The 26877-nt window shown below is 40.3% G+C and carries 24 protein-coding genes; 23 read left to right on the top strand and 1 reads right to left on the bottom strand.

All coding sequences use genetic code 11. The annotated features are described in order from the left end of the window. Window positions 1–66: 66 nt before the first annotated feature. The 5 genes from BUB05_RS06080 to cobI are packed head-to-tail and all read left to right on the top strand — an operon-like array spanning window position 67 to window position 4510. The gene (locus BUB05_RS06080) at window positions 67–1446 is read left to right on the top strand and encodes an S-layer homology domain-containing protein (protein ID WP_073048642.1); all 1380 of its coding nucleotides are present in this window, start codon (window positions 67–69) and stop codon (window positions 1444–1446) included. Next, window positions 1439–2278, top strand: a complete 840-nt coding sequence (locus BUB05_RS06075) for an ABC transporter ATP-binding protein (RefSeq protein WP_073048640.1) — start codon at window positions 1439–1441, stop codon at window positions 2276–2278. Before BUB05_RS06080 ends, BUB05_RS06075 begins: the two co-directional genes overlap by 8 nt. Beyond that, window positions 2278–3015: an ABC transporter permease gene (locus BUB05_RS06070; protein WP_073048638.1), complete on the top strand. Its 738-nt coding sequence runs from the start codon at window positions 2278–2280 to the stop codon at window positions 3013–3015. Before BUB05_RS06075 ends, BUB05_RS06070 begins: the two co-directional genes overlap by 1 nt. Beyond that, window positions 3015–3800: a carbon-nitrogen hydrolase family protein gene (locus tag BUB05_RS06065; protein ID WP_073048636.1), complete on the top strand. Its 786-nt coding sequence runs from the start codon at window positions 3015–3017 to the stop codon at window positions 3798–3800. The genes BUB05_RS06070 and BUB05_RS06065 overlap by 1 nt, the downstream gene beginning before the upstream one ends. Window positions 3801–3817: 17 nt before the next feature. Beyond that, complete coding sequence (gene cobI, locus BUB05_RS06060) at window positions 3818–4510, top strand: precorrin-2 C(20)-methyltransferase (protein WP_094762752.1); 693 nt, start codon at window positions 3818–3820, stop codon at window positions 4508–4510. Window positions 4511–4781: 271 nt separating this feature from the next. On the opposite strand, the gene BUB05_RS06055 is transcribed toward cobI, so the two are convergent. Beyond that, window positions 4782–5975, bottom strand: a complete 1194-nt coding sequence (locus BUB05_RS06055) for a pyridoxal phosphate-dependent aminotransferase (protein WP_073048632.1) — start codon at window positions 5973–5975, stop codon at window positions 4782–4784. Between the two features lie 419 nt (window positions 5976–6394). Between BUB05_RS06055 and BUB05_RS06050 the strand changes: the two genes are divergently transcribed. The 18 genes from BUB05_RS06050 (at window position 6395) to BUB05_RS05970 (ending at window position 26874) form a co-directional block, all read left to right on the top strand. Further along, entirely contained in the window at window positions 6395–8074 is a 1680-nt protein-coding gene (locus BUB05_RS06050) for a sigma 54-interacting transcriptional regulator (RefSeq protein ID WP_073048630.1), read from the top strand. Window positions 8075–8240: 166 nt separating this feature from the next. Further along, window positions 8241–9167 carry a bifunctional enoyl-CoA hydratase/phosphate acetyltransferase gene (locus tag BUB05_RS06045; RefSeq protein ID WP_073048628.1) on the top strand — a complete coding sequence of 309 codons (927 nt, stop codon included), beginning with the start codon at window positions 8241–8243 and terminating at the stop codon, window positions 9165–9167. Between the two features lie 2 nt (window positions 9168–9169). Then, a complete protein-coding gene (buk, locus tag BUB05_RS06040; RefSeq protein WP_073048626.1) occupies window positions 9170–10237 on the top strand; it encodes a butyrate kinase in 1068 nt (355 codons plus the stop codon). Window positions 10238–10254: 17 nt separating this feature from the next. Then, entirely contained in the window at window positions 10255–11934 is a 1680-nt protein-coding gene (locus BUB05_RS06035) for a sigma-54 interaction domain-containing protein (protein WP_073048623.1), read from the top strand. Between the two features lie 166 nt (window positions 11935–12100). After that, window positions 12101–12238, top strand: a complete 138-nt coding sequence (locus BUB05_RS18645) for a hypothetical protein (protein WP_175548518.1) — start codon at window positions 12101–12103, stop codon at window positions 12236–12238. Window positions 12239–12279: 41 nt separating this feature from the next. Then, a complete protein-coding gene (locus BUB05_RS06030; protein WP_139257945.1) occupies window positions 12280–12648 on the top strand; it encodes a hypothetical protein in 369 nt (122 codons plus the stop codon). Window positions 12649–12660: 12 nt separating this feature from the next. Continuing rightward, window positions 12661–13767 carry a 4Fe-4S binding protein gene (locus BUB05_RS06025; RefSeq protein ID WP_073048619.1) on the top strand — a complete coding sequence of 369 codons (1107 nt, stop codon included), beginning with the start codon at window positions 12661–12663 and terminating at the stop codon, window positions 13765–13767. Window positions 13768–14025: 258 nt separating this feature from the next. Beyond that, window positions 14026–15684 (top strand): dihydroxy-acid dehydratase, encoded by a 1659-nt coding sequence (ilvD, locus tag BUB05_RS06020; RefSeq protein WP_175548517.1) that lies wholly within the window; start codon window positions 14026–14028, stop codon window positions 15682–15684. Between the two features lie 25 nt (window positions 15685–15709). Beyond that, entirely contained in the window at window positions 15710–16960 is a 1251-nt protein-coding gene (locus BUB05_RS06015) for a lactate racemase domain-containing protein (RefSeq protein WP_073048615.1), read from the top strand. Window positions 16961–17016: 56 nt separating this feature from the next. Continuing rightward, window positions 17017–17727: a hypothetical protein gene (locus BUB05_RS06010; protein WP_139257943.1), complete on the top strand. Its 711-nt coding sequence runs from the start codon at window positions 17017–17019 to the stop codon at window positions 17725–17727. Between the two features lie 19 nt (window positions 17728–17746). Then, window positions 17747–17950: a 4Fe-4S dicluster domain-containing protein gene (locus BUB05_RS06005; RefSeq protein ID WP_073048611.1), complete on the top strand. Its 204-nt coding sequence runs from the start codon at window positions 17747–17749 to the stop codon at window positions 17948–17950. Between the two features lie 64 nt (window positions 17951–18014). Beyond that, window positions 18015–19079, top strand: coding sequence for a 3-methyl-2-oxobutanoate dehydrogenase subunit VorB (vorB, locus tag BUB05_RS06000; protein WP_073048609.1), 1065 nt, complete (start codon window positions 18015–18017; stop codon window positions 19077–19079). After that, window positions 19079–19825, top strand: coding sequence for a thiamine pyrophosphate-dependent enzyme (locus BUB05_RS05995; RefSeq protein ID WP_073048607.1), 747 nt, complete (start codon window positions 19079–19081; stop codon window positions 19823–19825). Before vorB ends, BUB05_RS05995 begins: the two co-directional genes overlap by 1 nt. A 1-nt stretch (window position 19826) precedes the next feature. After that, window positions 19827–20360: a 2-oxoacid:ferredoxin oxidoreductase subunit gamma family protein gene (locus tag BUB05_RS05990; RefSeq protein ID WP_073048605.1), complete on the top strand. Its 534-nt coding sequence runs from the start codon at window positions 19827–19829 to the stop codon at window positions 20358–20360. Between the two features lie 101 nt (window positions 20361–20461). Next, window positions 20462–22801: a 3-hydroxyacyl-CoA dehydrogenase/enoyl-CoA hydratase family protein gene (locus BUB05_RS05985; protein ID WP_073048602.1), complete on the top strand. Its 2340-nt coding sequence runs from the start codon at window positions 20462–20464 to the stop codon at window positions 22799–22801. 14 nt (window positions 22802–22815) lie between these two features. After that, entirely contained in the window at window positions 22816–24000 is a 1185-nt protein-coding gene (locus BUB05_RS05980) for an acetyl-CoA C-acyltransferase (protein ID WP_073048600.1), read from the top strand. A 42-nt stretch (window positions 24001–24042) separates the two neighbouring features. Further along, entirely contained in the window at window positions 24043–25782 is a 1740-nt protein-coding gene (locus BUB05_RS05975; protein ID WP_073048598.1) for an acyl-CoA dehydrogenase family protein, read from the top strand. A gap of 126 nt (window positions 25783–25908) precedes the next feature. After that, window positions 25909–26874 (top strand): 2-keto-3-deoxygluconate permease, encoded by a 966-nt coding sequence (locus BUB05_RS05970; protein ID WP_073048596.1) that lies wholly within the window; start codon window positions 25909–25911, stop codon window positions 26872–26874. Window positions 26875–26877 lie beyond the last annotated feature (3 nt).

Here is a 26877-nt window from a genome sequence, read left to right as displayed (position 1 = left end):
GGTCGTGGTTGCCAACTTTGGTTTGAAAAACTACCGTTTAGCGATTGTTAAGAAAGAGGATAGATAATGGAAAAAATAGGATTGAAAAAAATATATGCAGCAATGGTGCTTATGGTTGCGATGGTTTTCCTCATGAGGGTTCCTATTGAAGCAGGCGTCAATGGAATAAAGAAGGTGTTGCCCAAGATTGCTGAAATCGAATTTGAAGACAGTGACGGAAGGGTCATACTCATGGATGATGCTGCAAGGAGGATAATATCCCTTGAAACGAGCCATACACAAAATCTTTACAGCCTGGGAGCGGGGCACCTTCTGGTGGGCGTCGGATATCAGGAAGTATACCCACTTGAAATAGGGGGGCTGGAAAAATTCAACCTGGAAAAGGATGCGGAAGGGATTATATCTGCAAATCCGGATCTTGTACTTATCACTCCCGAAATAAGAAGGCTTTACAGGGACCAGACAGACATCCTGTTGAGAAGCGGAATAAATGTGGTATCCCTCTATCCGGAAAGGCTTGAGGATCTTGGTGGATATTTGAAAAAACTCGGAATGACTGTGGGGCTTGAGAAAAAATCTGAACTGCTGTTTGACGAAATAATGGATTCCCTTGAAAGGGAGAAGGTCGGTGCAGAAGTCGGCAAGTCCGCATCCTTCGAATCAAGCGATATGGAGATGCTCCTGCTCGAGGATTCTTCCGTTGAAGCATCCATGATGAATTATGCCGGAGGCATCTATGAAGAAGACACTTTGAATGCAGACATATACTTCACCCAGACGGGATTCAAGGACCTTGGAGGAAGTCTCAGGGCTGTATATGAAAGGAAGGACTCAGAAGATATAAAGGCTGTCAGAAAAGGGAAGGTATACGAAATAAGCAAGTCTATTTCCTCTCCGACAATGATGATGCCAAAGGGAGTCAGGGAAATGAAAAGACTGTTGGATCCCGAAGAATACAGATCAATAGACTACCTGTCGGATGAGAGCACCTTGACAAGGGAAGTTCTTGCTGAAATGATTGTTACATATGCAGGCATGCAGATATTCTATCCCGACTACAGTTATTTTTCCGAGGAAAGAAGCAGGTATTACGGTGATTTTGAAGATGTGAAGCCCGACCATGAATACTTTGAATATGTAGAGACTGCCGTCGGAAGAGGAATACTTGATTATGATTTCACATCCAGGGGAATGTTCTTCAATCCCGATGAAGCAGTTACAAGGGAAGATTTTGCTGAAGCAATATGGATGATGAAAAGTGATTTTGAGAAAGTAAGAGAAGTTGAGATAGAGGACCTTGGACAGTGTCAAAGCCCGAGGATTGTTGAAAGACTTGTGGAGGCAGGAGTGTTTGAAACAGAGGGCAATAACTTCAACCCGGATGGGGAAGTAACCTGTTGCCAGGCAGTGGAAATATTTGAAAAAATTGGTGGAATAAATGATTAGGCTTGAAAAGATAAACAAATCATACGGCGGAAAATTCAAACTGGAAGACTTTGACCTGCAGATAGACAGGGGGAAGTTTGTTTCCCTCCTTGGTCCAAACGGAGCGGGGAAAACGACGATTATAAGAACCATAATGGGTCTTTTGACTCCAGACTCGGGAAGGGTCTATATCGAAGGGGAACAATATACAAAGGACAGCACTGAAATAAAGAGCAAGCTGGGACTTGTATCACAGCATCTCAACCTTGACAAGGAGCTTACCATTTATCAGAATATGGTTTTCGCAGGCAGGCTTTACAAGCTTGACAAGGCGTATATGAAGGAAAGAATAGAATACCTTTTTGAAAAGTTCGGCCTCCAGGACCACAGGAAGAAAAAGGTAGGCCAGCTGTCAGGGGGAATGAAGAGAAAGCTCATGATAGCAAAAGCAATAATCCACGAGCCAAAGGTCTTGTTTTTGGACGAGCCTACCGTGGGGATAGATCTTGTTTCCAGGAAGGAAATTTGGACGGAGCTCATAAGGCTTAAGAAGGAAGGGACAACAATCCTTCTTACAACCCATTATATTGACGAGGCTGAAAATCTTAGCGACGAGGTGATTCTCATAGATAATGCAAAACTCTACTCCCAGTCCAAGCCGTCCCAGCTGATAGACAATCTAGGGAAGGTAACCCTCCAGTGGAGAAACTCGGACTATGAGGAGAAGTACAGCTACCACAGGGATCTTGAATCCGCCAGGGAAGAGGGCCAAAACCTTCAAGACAACTTTACAATCAGGAACACAACTCTTGAGGATGTTTTCTACAATTTTACAAAGAAGAAGGTGATTTGATGGAAATGACAGCTATACTATGGCGTGAATGGATGTTCTTCAAGAGTCGGTTCACAAAGATTACAAGTTCACAGCTCATATCACCACTGCTGTACCTTGTGACATTCGGACTAGGTTTTGGAAAGGTCATCGATCTTGGAGAATATTCATACTTTCATTATCTGGCCCCCGGAATAGCAGCTATGACATCCATGAGGTCTGCTTACTCAGGAGTATCCGTAAGGGTTAGCATGTCAAGGCTCCAGGAGAAAAGCTTTGAGAATTATATAATTTCACCAATAAAAACCAAAAACATCGCACTTGGATATATAGTTGCAGGATCCCTTAGGGGAATGTATGCAGCCATGCTTCTAATGGCTGTTGCATTCATTGCAGGAAGCAGGATACTGAATCCGGGAATATTCTTCCTTTCCATGGCTATGAACACACTGGTGTTTTCAGCACTTGGATTTTTCACGGCTGCATCAATAGACACCCACTACGATCTCAACAGGTTTTCTACCTACGTAATTACACCCATGTCCTTCCTTTGCGGAACATTCTTTGACGTGGACGGACTGCCTGCAGTCATGAGAAACATAATTGAGATTATGCCCCTTACCCATTCCGTAAGGCTTATGAGGGCTGCGGCTTTCGGAAGGAATACCTACTGGTTCTCGGTTGTCGTTCTTCTGGTCTACATACTGGTGCTCACTATCATGTCCATAAGGATATGCTACGATGAAGGAAGGATATAATGAAAATAGCGCTTTGCGACAGAGAATCCGTGTTTAATGATATAAACATGAATTTTCGTACAATGAAGGATGCAATAAAGGAAGCATGCAGAAATCATGCTGACATAGTGGTTTTTCCCGAGTCCTTTCTGACAGGATATTCATCAAATCCTGAAAACATATGCACCATATCCGAGGATTCGGACATAATAAGGGAAATAATAAATGAATGCAGAAAAAGTGAAATCAGCATAATTTTCGGCTTCAACGAAGTGGACAGGAAGCACAGATACATCTCCACCCTTGTCTACGACAGTTATGAAGACAAAACAGACAAATATAGAAAGACCCATCTCGGCTTGAGAGAATCTCTGATCTTCGAAGAAGGGAATGAAATAGGAAATGTGAGGATAGACAATATCAAGGTAGGCATAAACCTGTGCCTTGAGTTGCATATTCCCGAGCTCTTTCTTCACCAGGCTTTGGAAGGGGCCTATATAGCCTTCATCCTGAGTGCCTCTCCGGGAGCATGCGGAAGCAGAAGGTCGATGTGGCACAAGACACTTCCTGCAAGAGGAAATGACAATGCAATGATAGTCATGGCTCTCAATTCCTATGGGTATACGGAGAAGGGAGCAAAACTTGAAGGTGGTGCTGCAGTGGTAAGCTCAAAAGGTGAATTCATATACGAAAACTATGAGGGGAACAAGATTCACTTTGTGGAATTGGATTTTGATGGTCTGGTAAAAAGAAGGAACTCAAAAAAACTCAACTATCCATTGAGAAGAAGAAAAGACTTATTTTAACAATTAAAGGAGATTTTATGAAACTGTACAGTATTGGAGTAGGGCCTGGAAACAAAGAGGATGTAACCGTAAGAGCGGCAAGGATACTTGGGGAAAGCCCAGTGGTTTTCGTTCCGGTAAAGAAGCCTGGAGAAAAGAGCTTTGCCTATGAAATAGCAAGGGAGTATATAAACGAGGAAGCTGAAATCGTGGAGCTGTGCTTCCCGATGAACTACGATATGGAAGAGCTCAACAGGAACTGGAAGGAAAATGCAGTGATAGTAAGGGAGAAGCTGGAAGAGACGGAAACGGGAGCCTTTATAGTAATTGGAGACGTAACAATGTACAGCACCTATATGTACATAGACGATGCCATCAAGGCCGAAGGAGTTGAAGTTGAACTTGTGCCGGGAATCACTTCATACTCGAAGGTTGCATCCCTTCTTGGACTTCCACTGGCAAAGTGGGAGGAAGGACTTGCAATAGTTCCCGCCTCAAGAGATTCGGACTTTGATCTTGACGAAATATTCGAGAAGTTCCAGAATATTGTTGTGATGAAACCTTCCCACAATCCCGACAACATAGTGAAGAACCTCAAGAAGCACAACCTTGAAGACAAGTTCAGCCTGATCTACAAGGCCGGGACCGAAGAGCAGAAGGTCTACACCAAGATTGAGGAGATTGAGAACAAGATTCCTTATCTGTCTACTATGCTTGTTAAGAAGAAGTAGAAAAAACAAAAGGGTCAGAAAGCGGTTTTGCTGCGTTATCCAGGTCACGATTCATGTGACCATCACGGATATTCAAACAGTGCAGGAAAGTATCATTAAATTCATATTACCAACGTTACAAGGTAATATGAATTTAATGATACTTTCCTAAACTAGACGGTTCTTTTTGTTTTTTGGAATCATATGATGAGAAGCACCGGCGAGCCCTTATTGAAATGGACGGCCGGTGCTTTTATTGTTGTTTTTCTTTTGAATAGTCCTGGAAATAGGATTACACAGCTCTTCTGTTTTTCATAATCCTTCCCATGAGAAGGTCTATCCTGTTGAGAGCCTCCATGATATTCTCTTCGGAATTTGCGTAGGAGAGCCTCAGATATCCCTTTCCATTGTCTCCGAAGGATGCTCCGTCAAGGAGGGCGACTCCCGATTCTTCAAGTATGGTGGAAGCCAGCTCGCTGCTTTCAAGCCCTGTAGATTTAATGTTGGCAAATGCGTAGAACGCACCTGCAGTCTTCATGCAGCTGAATCCCTTTATGGAATTGAGACCTTCAACAACCAGGTCCCTTCTCTTCATGAATTCGCCCCTCATCCTGTCAACCTCGTCCTGAGGTCCCTTGAGGGCTTCAATTCCTGCCACCTGTACAAATGTCGACGTGCATGAATTGCAGTTAATCTGCAGTTTTGTCATCTCTTCTGCAAGTACCGGATTCATGATGCCGTAACCGAGCCTCCATCCAGTCATTGCATAGGACTTGGAGAAGCTGTCCGCCACTATTACCCTGTCCTTGACCGATGCTATGGATGCTATGGACTTTGTAGTTCCTTCATATATAAGCCTGTCGTATATCTCGTCTGAAAAAACGTATATGTTTTTATTCTCTATTAGCTCTGCAATCCTGTCAATGTCCTCTGGAGGCAAAACGCCACCTGTGGGATTTCCCGGTGAATTTATTATTATGAGCTTTGTCCTGTCGGATATCTTGGATTCCAGCTCGTCAAGGTCGAAGCTGTACCCCTTCTCTTCAATAATATTTACAGGAACGGGTATTCCTCCCGTGTATTTGATCATGGACCTGTAGGCAGGGTATCCCGGGTCTGGATATATGACCTCATCTCCCGGATTGACAAGACACATGAGGGTGAAGAAAATCATGGACTTTCCACCGGGAGTCACTACGATTTCGCTGGTATCGGTATCGATGTTCTTGTACTGCTTTGCGTAGTCTGCTATTGCTTCCCTGAAGGGCATGTAGCCCTGGGCAGGTGAATAGAAAGTGAGTCCGTCGTCTATAGCCTTCTTTCCAGCCTCCCTTATTTTCATAGGAGTTGGGAAGTCCGGTTCTCCCACTTCAAAGTGTTTTATATCCATTCCCTTCGCCTCGAGCTCCCTCGCCTTTGCCAGTACTGCAAAGGCCGCTTCCCCTTCCAGTTTGTCCATTCTATCTGCCATAAATAGATTCTTCATATATATACCTCTCAAGTTAATAAAAAATATCGGATAAGTGTCCAAGATGCGCGTACGTGCCATAATATAATACTACGTGCTGCTATGCCGTTTTGTTAATATATCATTATAAGGGATAATTTTTGAATGTAAAGAAAAAAATTATTATGTAGCGGATAATTTTTGTTGGGCAAACACAAACGCATGTCTATGCATGAAACACATACAATTAATGGAAAAAGGAGGCGTGGATCTATAAAATACAAATCGCTGGGATATTGACAGATGTGCCTGATTCGCAAACAAAATGAGATTATTAATCTTTGCCAGTACATAGAATATTTAGGATATTTGATTAAATAGATAGTAAATAGTATAATGTATTGTATTAATGTTGGAATTTTGATTATTTATACAATGAAATTGAGAGAGGTTCAACCATGAGAAGGAACTATTATAAGATTCTGAGTAAAATATCAAATGCAATTATTTTAACGGATACTGATGGAAATGTGCTTTATATTAACAAGTCAGCCGAAAAACTATTGAAATTCATTGATAAATCGAGTTTGGAATCGATATATGATATTGATCCGATATTTGATTCGGATGTGATAGTTGCTAATAATCTAATAAAGAGAACAATAAATTTTAGCAATATTAAAGCTGATGCCGATATAATTTCAAATCAAATTAATGATGTTGAAACGGAAATAATCTATGTCTTTGAAGAGCATCCATTAACATCTGTTATTGCTGATACAATAATAAACTGTATTGATGATGTAGTAGGTGTTATAAGCAAAGATGGAATATATGAAATGGGTAATAGAACTACTGAAAAAATCCTCGATATTGATGTGGATGATTATATAGGTAAAAGTGTGGGTGATTTTGCAAATGATAGAATGATAAGCAAACCCATTGTAGAAGAAGTTTTAAACTCCAAAAAAACAGTTAAGAGAAATCTAGAATATTTGAATGGTAGAGTAATAACTTTTACCGGCATACCAATATTTAATGAATCTGGAGAATTAAAGAGAACGGTTTTAACAGGAAGAGACGTGTCCGAACTGGTAAAATTGAAGGAAGATTTGAAAGAAACGCAGATACTTAAAAACCAATATCGTGCACAGCTTCAGGAATTAAGTGAAAACAAGAATGTATCAAGGATTGTATATACAAGTGACATTATTGAGAAACTGCTTGATGTGGCGAGGCGTGCATCAAAAACTGATTCATCTGTTTTTATTACAGGTGAGTCGGGATCAGGCAAGGAGGAAATTGCAAAATTCATACATGAGAGCAGTACTAGATCGGATAAACCATTCATAGCAATTAATTGTGCAGCAATACCTTCTGAGCTGCTTGAATCTGAGTTGTTCGGGTATGAAGAAGGAGCTTTTACAGGAGCAAAAAAAGGTGGAAAAAGAGGTCTTTTTGAAGAGGCGAACGGAGGGACAGTCTTTCTTGATGAAATTGGAGAATTGCCTGTTCCAATGCAGAGTAAAATGCTAAGGGTATTGCAGGAAAAAGGTTTTATGCGTATCGGAGGTAATCAATTAATTAGTGTAGATGTTAGATATATTTGTGCAACAAATCTATCAAAAGAGGAGCTGGCGGATAAAGGAAAATTCAGACAGGATTTGTTTTACAGACTTAGTGTAATACCGCTAAGAGTTCCTTCTCTTAAAGAGAGAAAAGAAGATATAGTGCCTCTTGTCAATTATTTTCTAAAGCTTAGCAATGCAAAGTTTGACAGGAATGTAAAAATTTCCAAGGAAGTCGTTAAAAAACTATATGGATATAGTTGGCCGGGAAATGTCAGGGAACTGAAAAATATTGTTGAAAGACTTGTAATTCTGTCAGATAAAGATATTGTAAATATTGAAGATATCGATTATTTAATACAATTTGATAAAGATTTAAAGTCTATTGATGAAGGAAATATCAGAATAGATAAGTTGATGGATTTAGGCGAAGCTCACAAGATGATTGATGAACTGATGATCAGTAAAGCTCTCAAGGAGTGTGGAACAGTAACTGAAGCAGCAAGATTACTTGGAATCGCTCCATCTACGATACACAGAAAAATAAAAAAAGGTTATAATTTGAAATAATTACACACCAACGGCCTTGCAGGTTGCAACTTTAAGTTGCAACCTGCAAGGCCGTTTTTTTTATTAGTGTTCTAAAAATATTGATTTATAGCGTTTTTTTGACGGTGGAAAATTGGCATAGATATTGCTTGTTTAATAAATAAATATATTAAAGGAGTTTGAATAAATGATAAGAACGATTGAAGATATTTTAAATGCTCTTAAAGATACTGATAAGACAAGAATATCTGTTGCTGCAGCACAAGACAAGACAGTATTAAAAGCAGTATATGAAGCGTACTGCAGAAATATAGCGGATTTCATTCTGGTTGGTGATGAAGACAAGATAAAGGATGCACTAGCAGAGCTGGGAATTGACAAGGATAATTTTGAAATTATTAATGTTGAAGGAGGTCTGCAGGAGCAGGCTGAAAAGGCAGTAGAGCTTGTCAGTGTTGGAGAAGCTCAAGTTTTAATGAAGGGATTGCTGGATACGTCTATTCTTCTCAAGGCTCTTCTTAAGAAGGAATATGGATTAAGAACAGGGAGGACTATGAGTATAACTGGTATATTCGAATCTCCATATTATCATAAGCTTTTTATGATCACTGATCCTGCAATAAATATCAAACCAGACTTGTTGCAAAAGAAACAGATAATAGAGAATGCCGTTGAGTTTTCTGAAAATATAGGCATTGAAAATCCAAAAGTGGCGGTATTGTGTGCAAAAGAAAATGTTGACGAGAAAATGCCTGAAACAATTGATGCAAGGGAATTGGTGGCTATGAACAGGAGTGGGGAAATACAGAATTGCATAATAGACGGACCTTTGGCATTTGACAATGTTATAAGTAAAGAAGCTGCAATTCACAAGGGAATAGAAAGTGATGTTGCAGGGGATGTTGACATTATTCTAGTGCCAGATCTTGTATGTGGAAATTCTTTGTATAAGTCTCTTGCGTATCTGAGTGAAGTCAAAATGGCGGGTGTCCTACTTGGAGCTAAAGTTCCGGTAATTATAACTTCAAGAGCTGATAGTAAAGAATCAAAGCTGAATTCAATAGCTTTGGCTGCCATGGCAGGTCAAAAATTTAAATCATATAAAGGAGTATAGAAATGGGACTTAAAATTTTAGCGATAAATCCAGGATCAACATCAACAAAGTTTGGAGTTTATAGTAATGAGGAACTTGTATTTGAAAAGACGCTTCGACATGACGTTGAGGAACTTAAAAATTTTGAGAAGATAATAGACCAACTTGATTTCAGGAAAAATTCGATATTAAATTGCTTATCAGAAGCGAAAATTGAATTAAGTGAACTTGATGCAGTAGTAGGTCGAGGTGGTGCGATGGAGCCTGTTCTTGGAGGAACCTATGAAGTCAACGAAAGAATGTTGACTGATACTCGAGTTGCACGAAGAGGTGAACATGCATCAAATCTTGGAGCTCACATAGCTAAAGATATTGCTGGTATATATGGTATACCGTCATTCATAGTAGATCCTCCTGCGGTTGATGAAATGTGTGATCTGGCAAGAATTACAGGTGTTGACGGATTTGAACGAGAAAGCAAGTTTCATGCTTTGAATCAGAAAGCTGTTGCTAAAAGGTTTTCCAAGGAAATTGAGAAAGATTATGATAGCTTAAACTTGATAGTTGCTCACTTGGGTGGTGGTATATCAGTTGGAGCACATGAAAAAGGTAAAATTATAGACGTGAATGATGCATTTACCGGAGATGGTCCATTTTCACCTGAAAGAGCAGGAGGTCTTCCGACCAATGTAGTCATGAAACTATGTCTTTCTGGAAAGTATTCAAAAAATGATATAGTAAAAATGCTTGTTGGTAAAGGTGGCTATGTATCATATCTGGGAACCAATGATGGCAGAAAGGTATCAGAAATGATTGACGCAGGAGATGAAAAAGCCAAATTGATATACGAAGCAATGGCTTATCAGATAGCAAAATCAATAGCATCGAATGCAGCTGTATTAAAGGGAAATGTAGACGCAATTATTATTACTGGTGGATTGGCCTATGACGAAAGGTTTGTTGAAACTATCAAGGAAAGAATCAATTTTATTGCGCCTATAATAGTGTATCCTGGCGAGGATGAGCTTCTGGCATTGACACAGGGAGCATTGAGGGTTTTAAGAAAAGAAGAAGAAGTTAAAGTTTATTAATAGGAGTTGTAGATTTAATGGAGTTTTTTCAGATATTAGATATTCTTACAAATGCTGTAATCATGGTCGATCATGAAGGTTATGCTATGCATGTAAACAGTTCTGCTAAGAGATTACTGAAAAGCGTAGGCAAATCCGATATTGGTCATATTTCGGAAATTGATCCTGATTTTGCAGAAATGGATTATGAAGATAACAACATACGGAAAAGTCTTTTTTTTAGAAATCTGAGTATTAGTGTTAGCATAATCAGAAAAAGAGATATTTTTAATGGAATACTCTACATTTTTGAAGAAACTCCCTCTACATCTGCTATTATTGGAACAATTCTGGATTGTGTTGATGATGTTGTTGGAATTGTTAATAAAGAAGGCATATATGAAAAGTGTAACATCATGGCTGAAAAAATTCTCGGCATATGCGAAAAAGATTATGTGGGTAGGGATTTTGAAGAATTTGAGAAAAGAGAGCTTCAAAGTGTCCCTATTGTAGGGGAAGTGCTAAAGAAAGAAAAAAAGATACAGAAAAATGTCGAGTATTTAAATGGAAGGTCAATAACATATACGGGAATACCAATATTTAATGACTCAGGAGAGCTTACGAGGATGGTTGTTACGGGAAGGGATGTATCAGACTTGGTTAGGCTTAAAGGTGAACTCAAGCAGGCTCAAGACATGGAAATTGAATATTATACTGAATTGCAGGAATTGAAGGAACAACGGAGACACAAGAAAAGAGAAGAGGAAGTTATTCATTCAAGTCTTAGTATGGAAAAGCTGTTGAATATAGCAAAAAGAGCGGCGAATACGGATTCATCAGTATTTATTACTGGAGAATCGGGTGTTGGTAAAGAAGTAATTGCAAAGCACATACATAAGAATAGTGATAGAAAAGACAAGGCTTTTATAGCAATTAATTGTGCTGCAATCCCATCGGAATTACTGGAGTCAGAGTTTTTTGGCTATGAAGAGGGAGCCTTTACGGGAGCAAAGAAGGGTGGTAAAAAGGGTTTATTCGAGGAGGCGAACGGAGGGACAATTTTCCTTGATGAAATTGGAGAGTTGCCTTTGTCAATGCAGAGTAAATTGCTGAGGGTTATTCAGGAAAATGGATTTATGAGAATAGGGGGAAACAAGATAATTCCGGTAGATGTAAGGTACATCAGTGCAACAAATATTGCCAGAGAAGACTTGGCAAGCAAGGAAAAATTCAGACAGGACTTGTATTACCGTTTAAGCGTAGTACCCTTGAGAATACCTCCTTTGCGGGACAGGAAATCCGATATTTTCCCTCTTGCCTATCATTTTTTAAAATTAAATAATGCAAAATATGATAGAGATGTGAAAATCACAAGTGATGTCATGGAGAAATTCCATATATATAGCTGGCCTGGTAATGTCAGAGAATTGAAAAATGTAATTGAAAGGATGGTAATTCTATCCAGCAGGGATGTAGTAAGCATAGATGATTTAGACAACTTGATACAACTGGATACTTATGATGATAGTAGAAAAAATGGAATAATAAGCATTAATGGTTTAATTGAGTTGAATAAAGCTTATAGAATGGTTGATGAAATAATGATAAGCAGTGCCATAGATCAATTTGGTACTATAGCTGAAGCTGCTAAGCAGCTCGGGATTGCACCATCTACAATTCACAGAAAGGTTTCTAAAGGATATAATTTCAATATATGAAAGACCTGATTGAAAGTAGCAACTTCCTAAATTTCGGTGTTTTGATGAATTTTGGGAAGTTTTTTATTTCTGGAATATGTGAGTACTTGTAGGGGTATTTTGTGTTTTCAAATATATAAGCCTATGAATAATTGGAAAATAAAATATATATATAGCTGAAAACAGCATGGAAATTTTAAAGACACACAAAATTGACATATCTTCTGCATTGTTGCAGGATTTGCTTAAGGAAAACAACCTGAAAAGTGAAGATGTGGATTGTGTGGTCTTGACAGGGACCGGAAGGAATTTTTCAACAATATAGCAGAAACTTGGGACAAAATATCCGAGCCGGATGACAGTATAATGAACCGTATTTTTGATTATGCATCCATAGAGCAATCAAGCAAGGTCCTTGATGTCGGCACGGCATCAAAACTGACGGAGAAGATGAGCTGTAACGGGAAATTGCTCATAGCACATTCCATGGGAAGAGATCAATTGAATAATATTCATACAAGAAAAGGAAGAGCTGTTTCCAGGGATATGCTTGAAGCGGTTGGTTACTACAAGGATTTCGAAACTTTTATAGAAGAAGAAGTCAAGCAACAGGTTAAGTGCGGTCAGTCTGAAGATTTCAAGGAAGGTGTAACTGCTTTTATAGAAAAGAGGAAGGATATTGCCTTTGAGAAGAAAAGGTTTTGTGTATTTGCAAAAGAATACAGGATAGAATAGGAGTGAAAAAGAATGGGACATTCAGTAAATGCAAAAGAAATGATTTATCACGCACTGGCTGAGAGGCTAAGCAAGGCGCCTGAGGGTGCAAAGATCAACGGGGAGTTTATGGCGCTGCTCCATAACTTGTATTTGGATGGAGAGGCAAAGGTTGCCAGTAAGTTCCCGATGGTTCCGATGACACTTGACAAAATTGCAGCATTGACTGACATGGAAGAGGACAAACTTGAAGATATGTTGAAAGATATGTCATACAGAGGTCTTGTAATAGATATTCCGCGTAGAGGAGAAGTTTACTATATGCTTACTCCATTTGTAATTGGTTTTTTTGAATATACATTTATGAGAACCGGTGAAGCAGTTGAAATGAAGGAACTTGCAGAGTTATTTGAGAAGTATTTTAACAGTGAAGGCTTATATGAAACAATTGCCGGTAAAGATACAAAGATTATGCGTACCTTGGTGTATGAAAATGTTATGCCTCTAGCAGTGGAGACGGAAGTACTTGATTATGAAAGGGCAATGGAAATAATTCGTCAGTCAGGAGGAGGCTCAATATCAACATGTTCATGCCGGCACCAGGCATCACATTTAGGTACTGCATGCGATGCACCGCAGGAGGTGTGTATATCCTTGGGGAGAGCTGCGAAGTGGCTTATTAGCAAGAACCTAGCAAGACCTGCAACGGTTGGTGAATTGCTGGAGGTCCTTGAAGAGACACAAAAACTCGGACTTGTTCATCTTTGCGACAATGTAATGGACAACCCAACATATATATGCAGTTGCTGCAGTTGCTGCTGTCATTTGCTTAGAGGTGTAAATGAGAAAAACATCATGGCATTCCACCCCAGTAATTTCATTGCGGACCTGGAAAGGGAAAAATGTGTGAATTGTGGTCTTTGTGTTACTAAATGTCCGGTTGACGCTATCAAGATGACTTTGGTGGAAGATGTTGAGATACCTGTGGTTAATGAGGATCTCTGCATAGGATGCGGAGTATGTGCGCACTTCTGTCCTACGGATGCCATGGTTATGTTTCAACGATCAGAACTTCATATTCCACCGAAAGACATTAAGGAAAAACTCAAAAGACTGGCAGTAGAAAACAAGAGGATGTAACTGTGCAGAATTTCTTGCAAATAAAATACTGGGGAATCCAAAATAATAAATAGATTAGCAGAGACTACTATGTAATAAAGATGACAAAGGGCTTGCATGTTGCAATCATAAATTGCAACATGCAAGCCCTTTGTTTGGAAAGCGTTTTTTAGAACGTTGGAATTTCAAGGATTTAATATATGAAAATCTTGGCATGAGATTTGCACTAGATATATGCAGTTGGAAAAATAATCTATACACATAATGGAGGTTGATTCAGTGAATAGTAAGAAAATGAAGGAAGGTACAATACGGGCTGCGGCAAGGGCGCTTATGAAGGCAACAGGTCTTACTGATGAACAAATAAGTAAGCCGCTTATTGGTATCGCAAATTCGGTTACCAACATAGTACCGGGACATATGCATCTCAAGCAAATTGGAGAAGCTGTTTCTCAAGGGATTTTAATGGCGGGAGGAACGCCTATGGAATTTAATGCAATTGCTGTATGCGACGGAATGGCCAATGGAAATGAAGGTATGAAATGGTCGTTGCCAAGCAGAGAAGTTATAGCGGATTCGATAGAAATCATGGTTACAGCTCACCAGCTTGATGCTGTTGTTATGGTTACCGGATGTGACAAGATTACTCCTGGTATGCTTATGGCTGCGGCAAGGCTGGATATACCGGCCATAATAGTGAACGGCGGGCCTATGATGGCCGGCAGATTTAGGGGTAAAGATGTGGATGCTGTTGCAATTGGAGATTATATTGGAATGGCACTGACAGGTAGATGCAGTCCGGACGATTTGGAGGAAATAGAAAACGAAGCCTGTCCGGGATGCGGAAGCTGCGCAGGGATGTTTACAGCAAATTCCATGGGATGCATGACTGAAGTACTTGGTATGGCTTTACCTGGCAATGGTACTGTACCGGCTGTTCATGCAAAAAGGCTAAGACTTGCCAAAGAATCGGGCAAGAGAATAGTAGAGATGTTCCATGAAGATTTAAAACCATCGGATATTTTGACAAAACAGACATTCATTGATGCAATTGCGGTTGATATGCTCGTTGGATGTTCGACTAATACCGCGCTTCACCTTCCGGCAATTGCCCATGAGCTTGGGATCGAGATTTCCATAGACGAGTTTGACAAGGCGAGCAAGGAAATTCCGAATATTTGTCATTTGTCACCTTCTGGAAATCATTATATACAGGATTTTGATGAAGCTGGAGGCATGTCTGCCTTGATAAATCTGGCCATAGAGAGTAGATATGTTGAAGGAATTACAAAATCAGTTACCGGTAAAACCGTTAAAGAGAATGTAAAAGGGTGTAGAGTTTTAAATGAAGATGTGATCAGGCCGTTGGACAATCCATTTGTTAAAGACGGGGGACTTGCGGTCCTATGGGGAAACCTTGCGCCTGAAGGAGCGGTTGTTAAAACTGCGGCTGTAGCTCCTGAAATCTATGAATTCAAGGGAAAAGCCAGAGTATTTAATTCCGAAACTGATGCATCCATTGCGGTACAAAAGGGATTGATTGAAAAAGGAGATTTTATTGTTATTAGATACGAAGGCCCCAAAGGCGGACCCGGAATGCAGGAAATGGTAATGATAACTGCAATGCTTGGCGGATCAGGGTTAGGAAAAGATGTTGCACTCGTTACGGATGGGCGTTTTTCAGGAGCCAGTGCCGGTGCTTCCATAGGACATGTATCTCCTGAAGCGGCTGTTGGAGGACCCTTGGCTCTGGTAGAGGAAGGTGACATAATTGAATACGACATTCCCAACAGATTCATTAATCTACTCGTATCTGAAGATGTTCTTGCTGAAAGAAAGAAAAATTGGGTTTGTCCACAGCCTAAAATTACTTCGGGTTATTTGGCAAGATATGCAAAGCTGGTTGGTCCTACGACAAAGGGTGCTGTACTTAGTTAATTGCTTATGATAAGGAGGATTTTATATGAAGATTAATTTGAACCAAAACTGCTGGTACGGTGATGAAAAAGTGCAAATCGACTTTCCGGAGGATTGGGAAGTTGAATACCATGGACTTGAAGGGGATGCCTGCAGTGAGTTGAGCGATGAACAGATCAGGGAGAAAATTAATAGTCCCTATGGAATGAAAAGTCTGGCTGAGCTGGCTCGTGACAGGAAAGAAGTTGCAATAGTATTTGATGACATAAGCAGGGGGACACCTGTAAAAAAAATTGCAGAAATAGTTCTTGAAGAGCTTCATGCAGCAGGTATTTCTGAAAAAAATGTGAGATTCATATGCGCCCTTGGAACCCATGGTGCTCATACAAGAATAGATTTTGAGAAAAAGCTGGGGAGTGACATTGTGAGAAAATATCCTGTTTTCAATCACAATTCATATGAAAATTGTGTTGAAATAGGAAGGACAAAAAGAGATTTCCCGGTACTTATCAATGAAGAGTTCATGAAATGTGATTTAAAAATAGGCATAGGGGCTGTAACACCGCACCCTTTCAATGGATTTGGTGGTGGAGGAAAGATGTTGTTTCCTGGAATCGCCTCAATTGATACGATTCAGCAGAATCATGCAACTGCAGTGGACAGCCTGGAAAAATCAGGTATAAATCCTATAACGGGCATGGGCAACATTAACAACAGGGGAATGCGTGAAGAAATTGAAGAAATGACTAAAATGGTCGGTGAATTCTTCAAGATTGATGTTATCTACAATTCGAAATTGGAAATTGTAGACCTATATGCAGGGGATGCTGTAGAGGAATACTATGCAAGCATTGACAGTGCCAAGAAATTGTATGGAACAAGCAGACCCAAGGAAAAAGATGTGGTTGTTGTCAATGCTAACGCAAAGGCAAACGAAGCTGCCATAGCATTGTTTTTCGGAGCCATGGGTGTGTCCGGTAAAGGCGGGGACCTTGTATTGGTCAACCACACTCCAACAGGTCAGATAACGCATTATTTATTTGGTGCATTCGGAAAGACTACAGGTGGAAGGATGTGGAGCAGACTTCCGGTAGAACTTCCCCATATTAACAGAATTATATATTATACACCGTATCCCGACTATTCCAGTGCAATGTGGTTCGGTGATCCTGAAAGAATCACATGGGCAACAACTTGGCAGGAAGTAATGGACATAATTGGAGACAATGGAAAAGGAACAAAGGTTTCGGTTATTGCAGACGGTACAATTCAATATTACAAAGAGAATAACGATTAATGGAATGTGGTGTCAGAGAATTCTTTTTCAAGGTCAAGGATGGTGGAAAACATATTATGTTAAAGAAGAAATTTAATGACATCTCGCATTATAGCGAGATGATGGATGGGAAAAGAGTATTTGTATATATAGGGGAATCGGGAAGTGGAAAGTCAGAACTGGCTATTAATGCAGCCATGAGTTTTGTTGAATTAACCGGGAAAGAAGTTCATTTTTTTGACATGGACCAGACCAAGCCTTTATTCAGGTCAAGGGAAGTTAAAGAACTGATGATGGAAAAGGGCATTAAGTTTCATTGCATGGAGCAGTTTCAAGAAACTCCAATTGTGCCACATGCTGTCAACGAAATGATAATGAACAAGGACAATATAGTTGTTTTGGATGTTGGTGGAAATAGTACGGGAGCAATAAGCCTTGGCCAGTTTTCACATATATTGAACATGGATAATGTTAAAACATTTTTTGTAATCAACTATTTCAGACCATTTTCCAGAGACAAGAACAGCATTATTGCCACAATTGACCAGATAAAGAATGCATCAAAAATAAGAAAGGTAGAATTGATATGCAATCCGAATGTTGGAAAGTCCACCATCTTTGAATTTTTTAAGGAAGGTTATGAAAAAACAGATTCAATGCTGTATGAAATGGGTTGTGAAATGGACTATCTGGCTGTCCCGGAGTGGCTTTACAAGGAAGCCGAGAAGATAGCTCCAGGGAAAAAAGTTTTAAAAATCAAGCAATTTATTGAATATGCATGGATTTAATTACAAAGGAGGTGAAAGAATGGCAAAGGTAGACATTAATTCAAACTATTGCAAAGCTTGTAAACTTTGTGTTATTGCATGTCCTAAAGATGTGTTGAGAATTGGAAGCAAAAGCAATAGCATGGGATATCAGTATATTGAAGTAGATGAAAGCAAGCAATGTATAGGATGCAAAATGTGTGCAGTTACCTGTCCGGAAGCTGCAATTGAAGTGTTCAAGTAAGAAAGTGAAGAAGCGAATAAAATGAAATCAGAGCTAAAAAACAGTAACCATTAGGAGGAAAAATATGGAAATGCGTTTTATGAAGGGCAATGAAGCTATTGCAGAAGCAGCTGTGAGAGCTGGCTGCAGATTCTTTGCCGGTTACCCTATAACGCCACAAAATGAAATTCCGGAATATATGTCTAGAAGACTTCCGGAGGTAGATGGAACCTTTGTACAGGGTGAAAGTGAAGTGGCATCTATAAATATGATTTTTGGAGCAGCGGCAACTGGAACAAGAGCTATGACATCATCATCCAGTCCGGGAATAAGCTTGAAATCCGAAGGTATATCATATCTGGCAGGAGCAGAGCTTCCTGCAGTAATAGTTAATGTAATGCGTGGTGGACCGGGTCTGGGACAGATAACACCAGCACAGACTGATTATCTTCAGGCAACAAAAGCAGCTGGACATGGAGGGTTCAAGATGATTGTTTTGGCACCTTCAACAATTCAGGAGGCTGTAGATCTGACATACAAGGCTTTTGACTATGCAGAGCGAGATAAAAACCCTGTCATGATTGCATCTGACGGATGTATAGGAGCTATGATGGAACCTGTCGTATTGCCGGAATTCAAAGAGCCCCCTGCCTATAATTTTGCAGGAAGGGCCAAGTTCAACCCTAACTATAAGTCAGTTTCTTCAAGTGAGAACTTTGAAGCAGCACAGGAAGTGTTCAACAAGAAACTTGCTGATATGTATGAAGACTGGAATAAAAATGATGCACTTTTTGAAGAGTATATGACTGAAGATGCAGAGTATATAATAGCTTCATATGGAATCAGCGCCAGAGTTTCTAAAACGGCGATAAAGACATTGAGAAAAGAAGGTATAAAAATAGGTCTTGTTAGACCGATTACATTAAGTCCTTTCCCTTACGAAGCATATGCCAAATTGGACAGTTCAAAGGTGAAAAGAATTATAGATGTTGAAATGGCAATACCTGCTCAAATGATAGATGATGTCAAGATTGCTGTTGAAGGAAGAATTCCGGTGAGTTCTTATGGTAGAACTGGAGGAAATATAATCACGGATGATAATATCATCGATGGCGTAATGAATATTATAGGCAAGGAAGGTGGAAAATAATGGAAAAAGTATACAGCAGACCTAAATCAATGACTGAAAGGCCTACTTCCTATTGTCCTGGCTGTTTGCATGGAGTAGTGACAAAGTTGATTGCTGAAATAGTGGATGAACTTGAAATTAGTGACGATACTGTTGGGGTATTGCCTGTGGGTTGTTCGACTTTGGGATTGTTTCACTTCAACCTGGAAGCTATAAGTGCAGCTCACGGAAGAGCTCCAGCAATAGCTACAGGTTTTAAAAGATGTGCACCCGACAAGGTAGTTTTCACATATCAGGGAGATGGGGACCTGGCTTCCATTGGTATGGCGGAAATAATGCACTGTGCAAATAGAGGTGAAAATGTAACTACTATTTTTGTGAACAACAGCATATACGGAATGACCGGAGGACAAATGGCTCCAACTACACTGGTCGGACAGAAGGCTACTACATGTCTAACAGGAAGAAATCCTGAAGATGCGGGATTCCCTATGAAAATGTGTGAAATCATTTCTCAGCTCGACGCACCGGTGTATGTAGCAAGATTTTCGCTTGATTCACCTGCAAACATATTGAAGGCTAAAAAAGGAATGAAGAAAGCATTTGAGCTTCAAATGGAAGGAAAAGGATACACATTTATTGAACTTTTGTCGAATTGTCCTACAAACTGGGGAATGACGGCAGAGGATTCCATCCAGTGGATGAGAGACAATACGATGAAGGAATTCCCATTGGGAGAATTTAAAGTGCCTGAGGAGTGTGAATAATATGGAGAACAAACTGTTGATAGCAGGATTCGGAGGACAGGGAGTAATGGTAATAGGTCAACTCCTGGGCTATGCTGCTTGTAGTGCAGGCAAGCAGGCTACATTCCTTCCTACATATGGTCCGGAACAGAGAGGTGGTACGGCAAACTGTACAGTTGTAATCTCTGACGAAGAGATTGGAGCGCCCTATACTGACAGTATAGATGTTCTTATTGCAATGAATGCACCTTCTCTTAAAAAGTTTCTACCAAAAGTAAAGCAGGGTGGAGTAGTGCTAGTAAATGAATCAATGTGCGATGAAAAAATAGACAGGGACGATGTTGAAGGATACTATATACCTGCAGTTGATATTGCAAATGAAATAGGATCGCAAAAGGTTGCAAATATTGTAATGCTGGGTGCATACTTGAACAAATCGGGTTCCCTTACAGAAGAACAAATGATGGATACCGTCAAGGTCAAGTTGGGAAAGAGACCGGAATTGCTGGAATATAACAGAATTGCAATCAGAAAAGGTATTGAATTCACATCGTAATTGGTTTCTCTGTTAAAAATGTAGTAATATGGTTGGCTCATAAACGTTATTGTGAGCCAGCGTAGTTATAACAAATAAGATAATAGAAAGGATTACTTTAGATGAGTTATGATATAAAAAAAGTAGCAGTTTTGGGTTCAGGCGTCATGGGCGCCGGAATTGCAGCCCACGTTGCAGGAGCAGGTATACCTGTATGTCTGCTTGACATAGTTCCTAACAAGCTAAATGAGAAGGAAGAAGCAAAAGGACTCACCCTTGAAAGCCCGGTTGTAAGAAACCGCATTGCACAGGCAGGAAAGGACAAGGTCCTGAATCCCAAGGCAAGGGCCATATACGACAAGGATTTCGGAGACATGATAGAGGTTGGAAACCTAAGGGACAATATGGACATGCTGGGCGATTGCGACTGGATCATAGAAGTAATAGTTGAAAACCTCGACATCAAGAAGAATCTCATGAAGCAGATAGGAGAACACAGAAAACCGGGATCCATAGTAACTACAAACACTTCGGGAGTTTCCGTAAACAGGATATCAGAAGACATGCCTCTTGAGTTCAGGCAGCATTTTCTTGGAACGCATTTCTTCAATCCTCCAAGATACATGAACCTGTTTGAGCTGATCCCCGGAGAAGATACATTGCCGTCACTTTTCGAATTCATGAGTGAATTCGGAACAAGAAGACTTGGCAAGGGCGTTGTCGTTGCAAAGGACACGCCGAACTTCATAGGAAACAGGATCGGAACCTATTCGGTTGTCAACGTAATAAGCCTGATGGAAAAATACGGATACGACATTCCAAAGATTGACCAGCTGACAGGACCGATAATGGGAAGACCGAAAACTGCCACATTCAGAACTGTAGACATGGTAGGACTTGACATACTGCAGCACGTTGCTCAAAACGTAGTGGACAATGTAGATGATGAAGCTGAAAGAAAAAGATTTGAAGTGCCGGAATTCTTCAAGGAACTTGTAACCATGGGCCACCTTGGAGACAAGACAAGAAAAGGATTCTACCAAAAGGTGAAGACTGAAAAAGGAAAGCAGACGCTGGTATGGGACATCGCAAAAAAAGAATATGTAGCTTTCGTTCCTGAGAAGAGTGAAGTTGTGGAAGCTGCAAAAAAAGAGAAAAACAGCTTGAAGGCATTGATAAGCGGAGAAAAGGACGAAAACCAGTTTGCCTGGGAAGCTATCAAGAACGTGCTTCTTTACAGTGCAGGCAGGGTACCTGAAATAGCAGACGACTACAAGGAAATTGACAATGCCATGAAATGGGGATTCAACTGGAAAAAGGGTCCCTTCCAGATCTGGGATTCAATAGGATTTGAAGAGTCTGTTGAAAGGATGAAAAAAGAAGGGGAAACGATACCTTCGTGGATAGAGGAAAGGATTTCAGCAGGAGAAAAGAGCTTCTACAGTGAAGAAAGCATCGAAACACCTTATATCAGAATAGCATCGCCGAAAAACAAAACTGTTCTCGACAACGGAGATGCATCACTTGTGGACATTGGTGACGGAGTGCTTTGCCTTGAGTTCAAGTCAAAGGGAAATACAGTCACTGATAGAGTTATAGACACGATACACCGTTCCATTGAAATTGTTGAAAAAGACTATAATGGAATGGTTGTTGGAAACCAGGGAGGCAACTTTTCTGCAGGAGCAAACTTGGCATCTATAGGTCAGATGATTGCCGGTAACAAGTGGAAAGAATTGGAAGATTTGGTTTATAGATTCCAGAAAGCAAACATGGCACTTAAATATTGCAGAAAGCCTGTTGTTGCAGCACCATATGGAATGACTCTAGGTGGAGGAGCCGAGATAGCAATGCACACTCATGCAATAGCAGCCCATGCAGAAACTTATATGGGTCTTGTTGAAGTAGGGGTTGGACTTGTACCTGGTGGAGGAGGAAACAAGGAGCTTCTTATCAGAAATACGGAAAATCTTGGTAAAGTCAATCTTGGAGAACTGACAGGACATGTAAAGAAGACCTGGGAGACCATAGCTATGGCAAAGGTATCAGGTAGCGCCCATGAAGCTGTAAGGAATGGACTTGTGAGAAAGTCGGACAGGGTTGTAATGAGCAGGGACTATCTCATAGACGAAGCAAAGGACAGTGTTCTCTATCTTCATGAAGGCGGATTCAGACCCCTGCAGAGGAAACCTTTGAAGGTTGTTGGAACCAACGGGAAAGCGGCAATCCAGTATGTAATTGAATTCATGAAGGAAGGCGGATTCATATCTGAATACGATGCATACATTGCAGACAAGATAGCTCACATATTGACAGGTGGAAATGTTCCTGCAGGATCATATGTATCGGAAGAATATATGCTTGAGATTGAGAAGGAAGCCTTTGTAAGCCTTTGCGGAGAAGAAAAGACTCAGCAGAGAATTGAATACATGCTGAAAAAGGGCAAACCACTTAGGAACTAACGGAGGCGGATAAAATGAAAGAAGCAGTTATAGTAGCTTATGGACGTTCTGCAGTCGGCAGGGCTCCAAAGGGGAAACTGAAATATACAAGACCGGAGGATGTAGCGGCGCAGGTAGTGCAGGGTGTACTTGCAAAGGTGCCGGAGTTTGATCCTTCAAGCATAGATGATGTAATAATGGGATGTGCATTCCCGGAAGCAGAGCAGGGAATGAATATAGCAAAAATAATAGCCCAGAGAGTCGGGTTACCAATAGATGTGCCGGGACAGACTGTAAACAGGTTCTGTTCATCTGGACTTCAGGCCATAGCCACAGCTGCAAACGCCATAATGGCCGGTCAGGCAGAGGTTATGCTAGCAGGCGGAGTCGAGTTTATGAGCACGGTACCAATGGGAGGGAATGTAATTGCCCCCAATCCCTATTTGATGGAAAATTATCCCGAATCATACGTCAGTATGGGACACACGGCTGAAAATGTTGCGGACATATATGGTATCACAAGGGAAATGCAGGATGAATTTTCTGTTGAAAGTCACAGGAAATCTTCAATAGCCCAGGAAGAAGGTAAATTCGTAGATGAGATAATACCGGTAAAAGCCTTAAGACCAGTTTCAAATGAAAAGGGTGAAGTTGCAGGTACTGAAACCTTCATGTTCGATAAAGATGAAGGAATAAGAAAAGCAACTACGATGGAGACATTGGGAAGATTGAGGCCGGTATTCAAAAACAAGGGAAGCGTAACTGCAGGAAATTCTTCACAGATGAGCGACGGAGCTGCAGCAGTACTTCTCATGTCAAGGGAAAAGGCGGAAGAGCTTGGAATCAAGCCGATAGCCGTGTTCAGATCCTTTGCTGTGGCAGGAGTTGCCCCTGAACTCATGGGAATAGGACCGGTGAAAGCTATTCCAAAGGCTTTGAAAATAGCTGGTCTGAAGGTGGAAGATATAGACCTGATAGAATTGAACGAAGCATTTGCATCACAGTCACTGGCATGCATCAACGAGCTCGGTCTTGACAAGGACATAGTCAACGTAAACGGAGGAGCCATATCACTTGGTCATCCCCTGGGATGTACGGGATCATTCCTTACTGCAAAGCTGCTTTCCGAGATGAAGAGAAGAAATAGCAGATATGGTCTTGTGAGCATGTGCATAGGCGGCGGAATGGGTGCTGCAGGCGTGTTTGAAATGATTCAGTAATTATATCGCTAGATTATTAAAATAATATGAGGAGATGAAAGTGTGGAAAAGGTTAAAAATTTGTTATTGAATCCGAGTGAATATGATGTAAAACATGCTGATGAGAAGACGCATGACATCATGATCAAGACCATGGAATTTTTTGAAGACAAGGGACTGCAGTCAATAAGAGAAGACAACAAACTTTATATTTGGCAGGAGGACTGGATCAAATTCCAGAAGAAGAACGGTATTTATTCTACAATGCTCACCGCTAAGGGATATGGTGATGAAGATTCACGATTTGATTTATCAAGAATATGTGAGATGAGTGAAATACTGTCATTTTATGGTGCAGGATACCAGTATCCTTATCAAGTATCTCTTCTTGGAGTTGGACCTGTATGGATGGGTGACAATGAAGAACAGAAGAATGAGCTGGCTGAACAACTTAGAGAAGGGCACTTGTTTGCTTTCGGTATGTCTGAAAAAACACATGGGGCTGATCTTTATGCAAACGAAGCGACAATTAGACCGACTGAAAACGGAAAATATGTGGCAAACGGAAATAAGTACTATATTGGAAATGCACACATAGCAAAAAAGGTAGCTACCTTGGGTAAAAACAGCGAAACAGGTGAATGGACTTATTGGGTCGTAGACAGTGGACACAGACATTATAATTATGTCAAGGACATTGAAACACCAGCTCTTAACCAGGCAAGAGTTGGAGAATATGAAATGATAGAATATCCAATAACCGACAGGGACATATTGAAGGTTGGAGATGAAGCGTTTGCAGATGGACTGTCCACAGTCAATATCGGGAAGTTCCAATTGGGATTTTCGTCAACTGGAATAGGGACTCATGCATTCTGGGAAGCCATAACCCATGCCAACAGGCGTGAACTATATGGCATGAAAGTCACTGATTTCCCTCATATAAAAGCATTCTTGTCAGAATCTTTTGTAAGGTTGAATGCAATGAAGCTTTATGCTTTGAGGAGTCTTGATTATTTCAGATCGATGTCGGATGATGACAGGAGATATCTGCTGTTCAACCCTATACAGAAAATGAAGGTAACAACACAGGGATCTGATGTAGTCAGACTTCTAATGGACGTTGTATGTGCCAAAGGGTATGAAAATGAGAACTTCCTTTCAGATGCCTATGTTACTATGGATTATATCTTCAGGCTTGAAGGAACGGCTCACGTAAACATGGCTCTTGTACTCAAATTTGTGAAGAATTATTTTTTTGGAAACGAGAAATACGAAGACATACCTGTTAGAAATGATGCGAGTGATGATTCGAATGTTTTTAAGCAAAGAATGGGAGGACTGTCAAAAGTTAAATTTGATGATTACAGGAAAGCTTATGAAGGTGTCGAAATCACAAACGTAAAGAAATTTGCTGAACAAGTAGAGTTGTTCAAAAATATGATGGCAGAAGCCCCGGTAGACCAATCACTTCTTAAAAACATGGACTACATGCTTAACATTGGTGAAATATTTACGATGATAGTCTATGCACAATTGGCACTTGAAGGTGCAAAGCTCAGAAATGTGGATGAAGAACTAATAAACCAGATATTTGGATATTTTATCAAGGATATTAACAAATATGCATTAAACCAGTTGAATGGCCAGATTAACACTGAGAAGCAGGAAGAATACCTTAGAGAAATATCAATGTTGAAGCCTGAAATCGATAAAGCGAGAGATGAAAAATTCTGGAAGGAATATGTTCAGATTCATGATGGAGCTTATGTTATGAATGGAGCAGTAATTGGAAGAGAATGATAGACTGAATTGTATTTTGCATAATTTATAATAAAATAATACAGCTTGAATTTCGAACTTGGCTAGTATTAGATACTTATTTCAATGTTCGGGATTCAAGCAGATTAAATAATATTAGGAGGAATAATGAATATATTAAAAAGAATTAATAAAATTCCTGGTGGCCTCATGGTAGTTCCTTTGTTTCTGGCAGCTGGAATAAATACTTTTTTTCCGAATGCATTGAAAATAGGTTCAATGACTTCAGCTTTATTTTCGCCAGCCGGGATAGGAACATTAATAGGTGCGGCACTGTTCTTTACAGGAACACAACTAAAAATAAAAGAAGCTCCTGAAATCATTAAAAGGGGTGGAGTTCTCTTAATTGCCAAGTTCCTTGCGGGATTTCTTTTGGGACTTTTGGTGGAAAAGGTTTTCGGAGAGGCAGGACTCTTTGGCATATCAACTCTTGCAATATTCAGTGCAGTAACAAACAGCAATGCTGGAATGTATGTGGCTCTGGCAGCAGAATACGGGGATGAAAAGGATATAGGAGCGGTAAGCCTTTTGGCCTTAAATGATGGACCATTCCTTACAATGATTGCAATTGGAGCTTCAGGTGCTGCACATATTCCTTTAATGAGTATTTTTGCAACGATATTGCCAATGCTTATAGGAGTTATATTAGGTAATCTAGATCACGATATATCTGATTTTTTTAAGCCGGGTATTATGATAATGGTTCCAATGTTCTCTTTTGCATTGGGTTCGTCAATCAACTACACACAAATTATCGTTGCAGGTCCTACTGGTTTGCTACTTGGTGCTTTAACTCTTGTAGTCAGTGGAGGGATTGCCATTCTGGCTGACAGATTTATCAACAAACGGCCAGGTTATGCGGGTGCGGCTGTATCGACAGCTGCTGCGAATTCTGTTGCAACACCTGCGACTATAGCGGTTGTAGTGCCGGCATTTGCGGATATTGTACCTGTTGCAACAGCTCAGATTGCAGCTGCAGTAATTTTTACGGCAATAGTTTCGCCTTTCTTTACAGCATTTATAGCGAGGAAGTATGGTTGTCCTAAGATGGCTAAAAATGAAACAACCGTATAATCT

The organism is Dethiosulfatibacter aminovorans DSM 17477, from assembly GCF_900142005.1.
Classification (GTDB): domain Bacteria; phylum Bacillota; class Clostridia; order Tissierellales; family Dethiosulfatibacteraceae; genus Dethiosulfatibacter; species Dethiosulfatibacter aminovorans.
The sequence above is the reverse complement of the archived record's forward strand: the minus strand, read 5'-3'. Positions and strand labels throughout refer to the sequence as shown.

Excerpts from the sequence above, each read along its gene's own strand:
- BUB05_RS06080 (WP_073048642.1), top strand. The coding sequence starts at position 67 with ATGGAAAAAATAGGATTGAAAAAAATATATGCAGCAATGGTGCTTATG.
- cobI (WP_094762752.1), top strand. The coding sequence starts at position 3,818 with ATGAAACTGTACAGTATTGGAGTAGGGCCTGGAAACAAAGAGGATGTA.
- BUB05_RS05990 (WP_073048605.1), top strand. The coding sequence starts at position 19,827 with ATGGAGAACAAACTGTTGATAGCAGGATTCGGAGGACAGGGAGTAATG.
- BUB05_RS06015 (WP_073048615.1), top strand. The coding sequence starts at position 15,710 with ATGAAGATTAATTTGAACCAAAACTGCTGGTACGGTGATGAAAAAGTG.
- buk (WP_073048626.1), top strand. The coding sequence starts at position 9,170 with ATGGGACTTAAAATTTTAGCGATAAATCCAGGATCAACATCAACAAAG.
- BUB05_RS06010 (WP_139257943.1), top strand. The coding sequence starts at position 17,017 with ATGTTAAAGAAGAAATTTAATGACATCTCGCATTATAGCGAGATGATG.
- BUB05_RS06065 (WP_073048636.1), top strand. The coding sequence starts at position 3,015 with ATGAAAATAGCGCTTTGCGACAGAGAATCCGTGTTTAATGATATAAAC.
- BUB05_RS06030 (WP_139257945.1), top strand. The coding sequence starts at position 12,280 with ATGAACCGTATTTTTGATTATGCATCCATAGAGCAATCAAGCAAGGTC.
- BUB05_RS06075 (WP_073048640.1), top strand. The coding sequence starts at position 1,439 with ATGATTAGGCTTGAAAAGATAAACAAATCATACGGCGGAAAATTCAAA.
- BUB05_RS06070 (WP_073048638.1), top strand. The coding sequence starts at position 2,278 with ATGGAAATGACAGCTATACTATGGCGTGAATGGATGTTCTTCAAGAGT.
- BUB05_RS05995 (WP_073048607.1), top strand. The coding sequence starts at position 19,079 with ATGGAAAAAGTATACAGCAGACCTAAATCAATGACTGAAAGGCCTACT.
- BUB05_RS18645 (WP_175548518.1), top strand. The coding sequence starts at position 12,101 with ATGGAAATTTTAAAGACACACAAAATTGACATATCTTCTGCATTGTTG.
- BUB05_RS06025 (WP_073048619.1), top strand. The coding sequence starts at position 12,661 with ATGGGACATTCAGTAAATGCAAAAGAAATGATTTATCACGCACTGGCT.
- vorB (WP_073048609.1), top strand. The coding sequence starts at position 18,015 with ATGGAAATGCGTTTTATGAAGGGCAATGAAGCTATTGCAGAAGCAGCT.
- BUB05_RS06005 (WP_073048611.1), top strand. The coding sequence starts at position 17,747 with ATGGCAAAGGTAGACATTAATTCAAACTATTGCAAAGCTTGTAAACTT.
- BUB05_RS05970 (WP_073048596.1), top strand. The coding sequence starts at position 25,909 with ATGAATATATTAAAAAGAATTAATAAAATTCCTGGTGGCCTCATGGTA.
- BUB05_RS05980 (WP_073048600.1), top strand. The coding sequence starts at position 22,816 with ATGAAAGAAGCAGTTATAGTAGCTTATGGACGTTCTGCAGTCGGCAGG.
- BUB05_RS06050 (WP_073048630.1), top strand. The coding sequence starts at position 6,395 with ATGAGAAGGAACTATTATAAGATTCTGAGTAAAATATCAAATGCAATT.
- BUB05_RS06035 (WP_073048623.1), top strand. The coding sequence starts at position 10,255 with ATGGAGTTTTTTCAGATATTAGATATTCTTACAAATGCTGTAATCATG.
- BUB05_RS06055 (WP_073048632.1), bottom strand. The coding sequence starts at position 5,975 with ATGAAGAATCTATTTATGGCAGATAGAATGGACAAACTGGAAGGGGAA.
- BUB05_RS06045 (WP_073048628.1), top strand. The coding sequence starts at position 8,241 with ATGATAAGAACGATTGAAGATATTTTAAATGCTCTTAAAGATACTGAT.
- BUB05_RS05985 (WP_073048602.1), top strand. The coding sequence starts at position 20,462 with ATGAGTTATGATATAAAAAAAGTAGCAGTTTTGGGTTCAGGCGTCATG.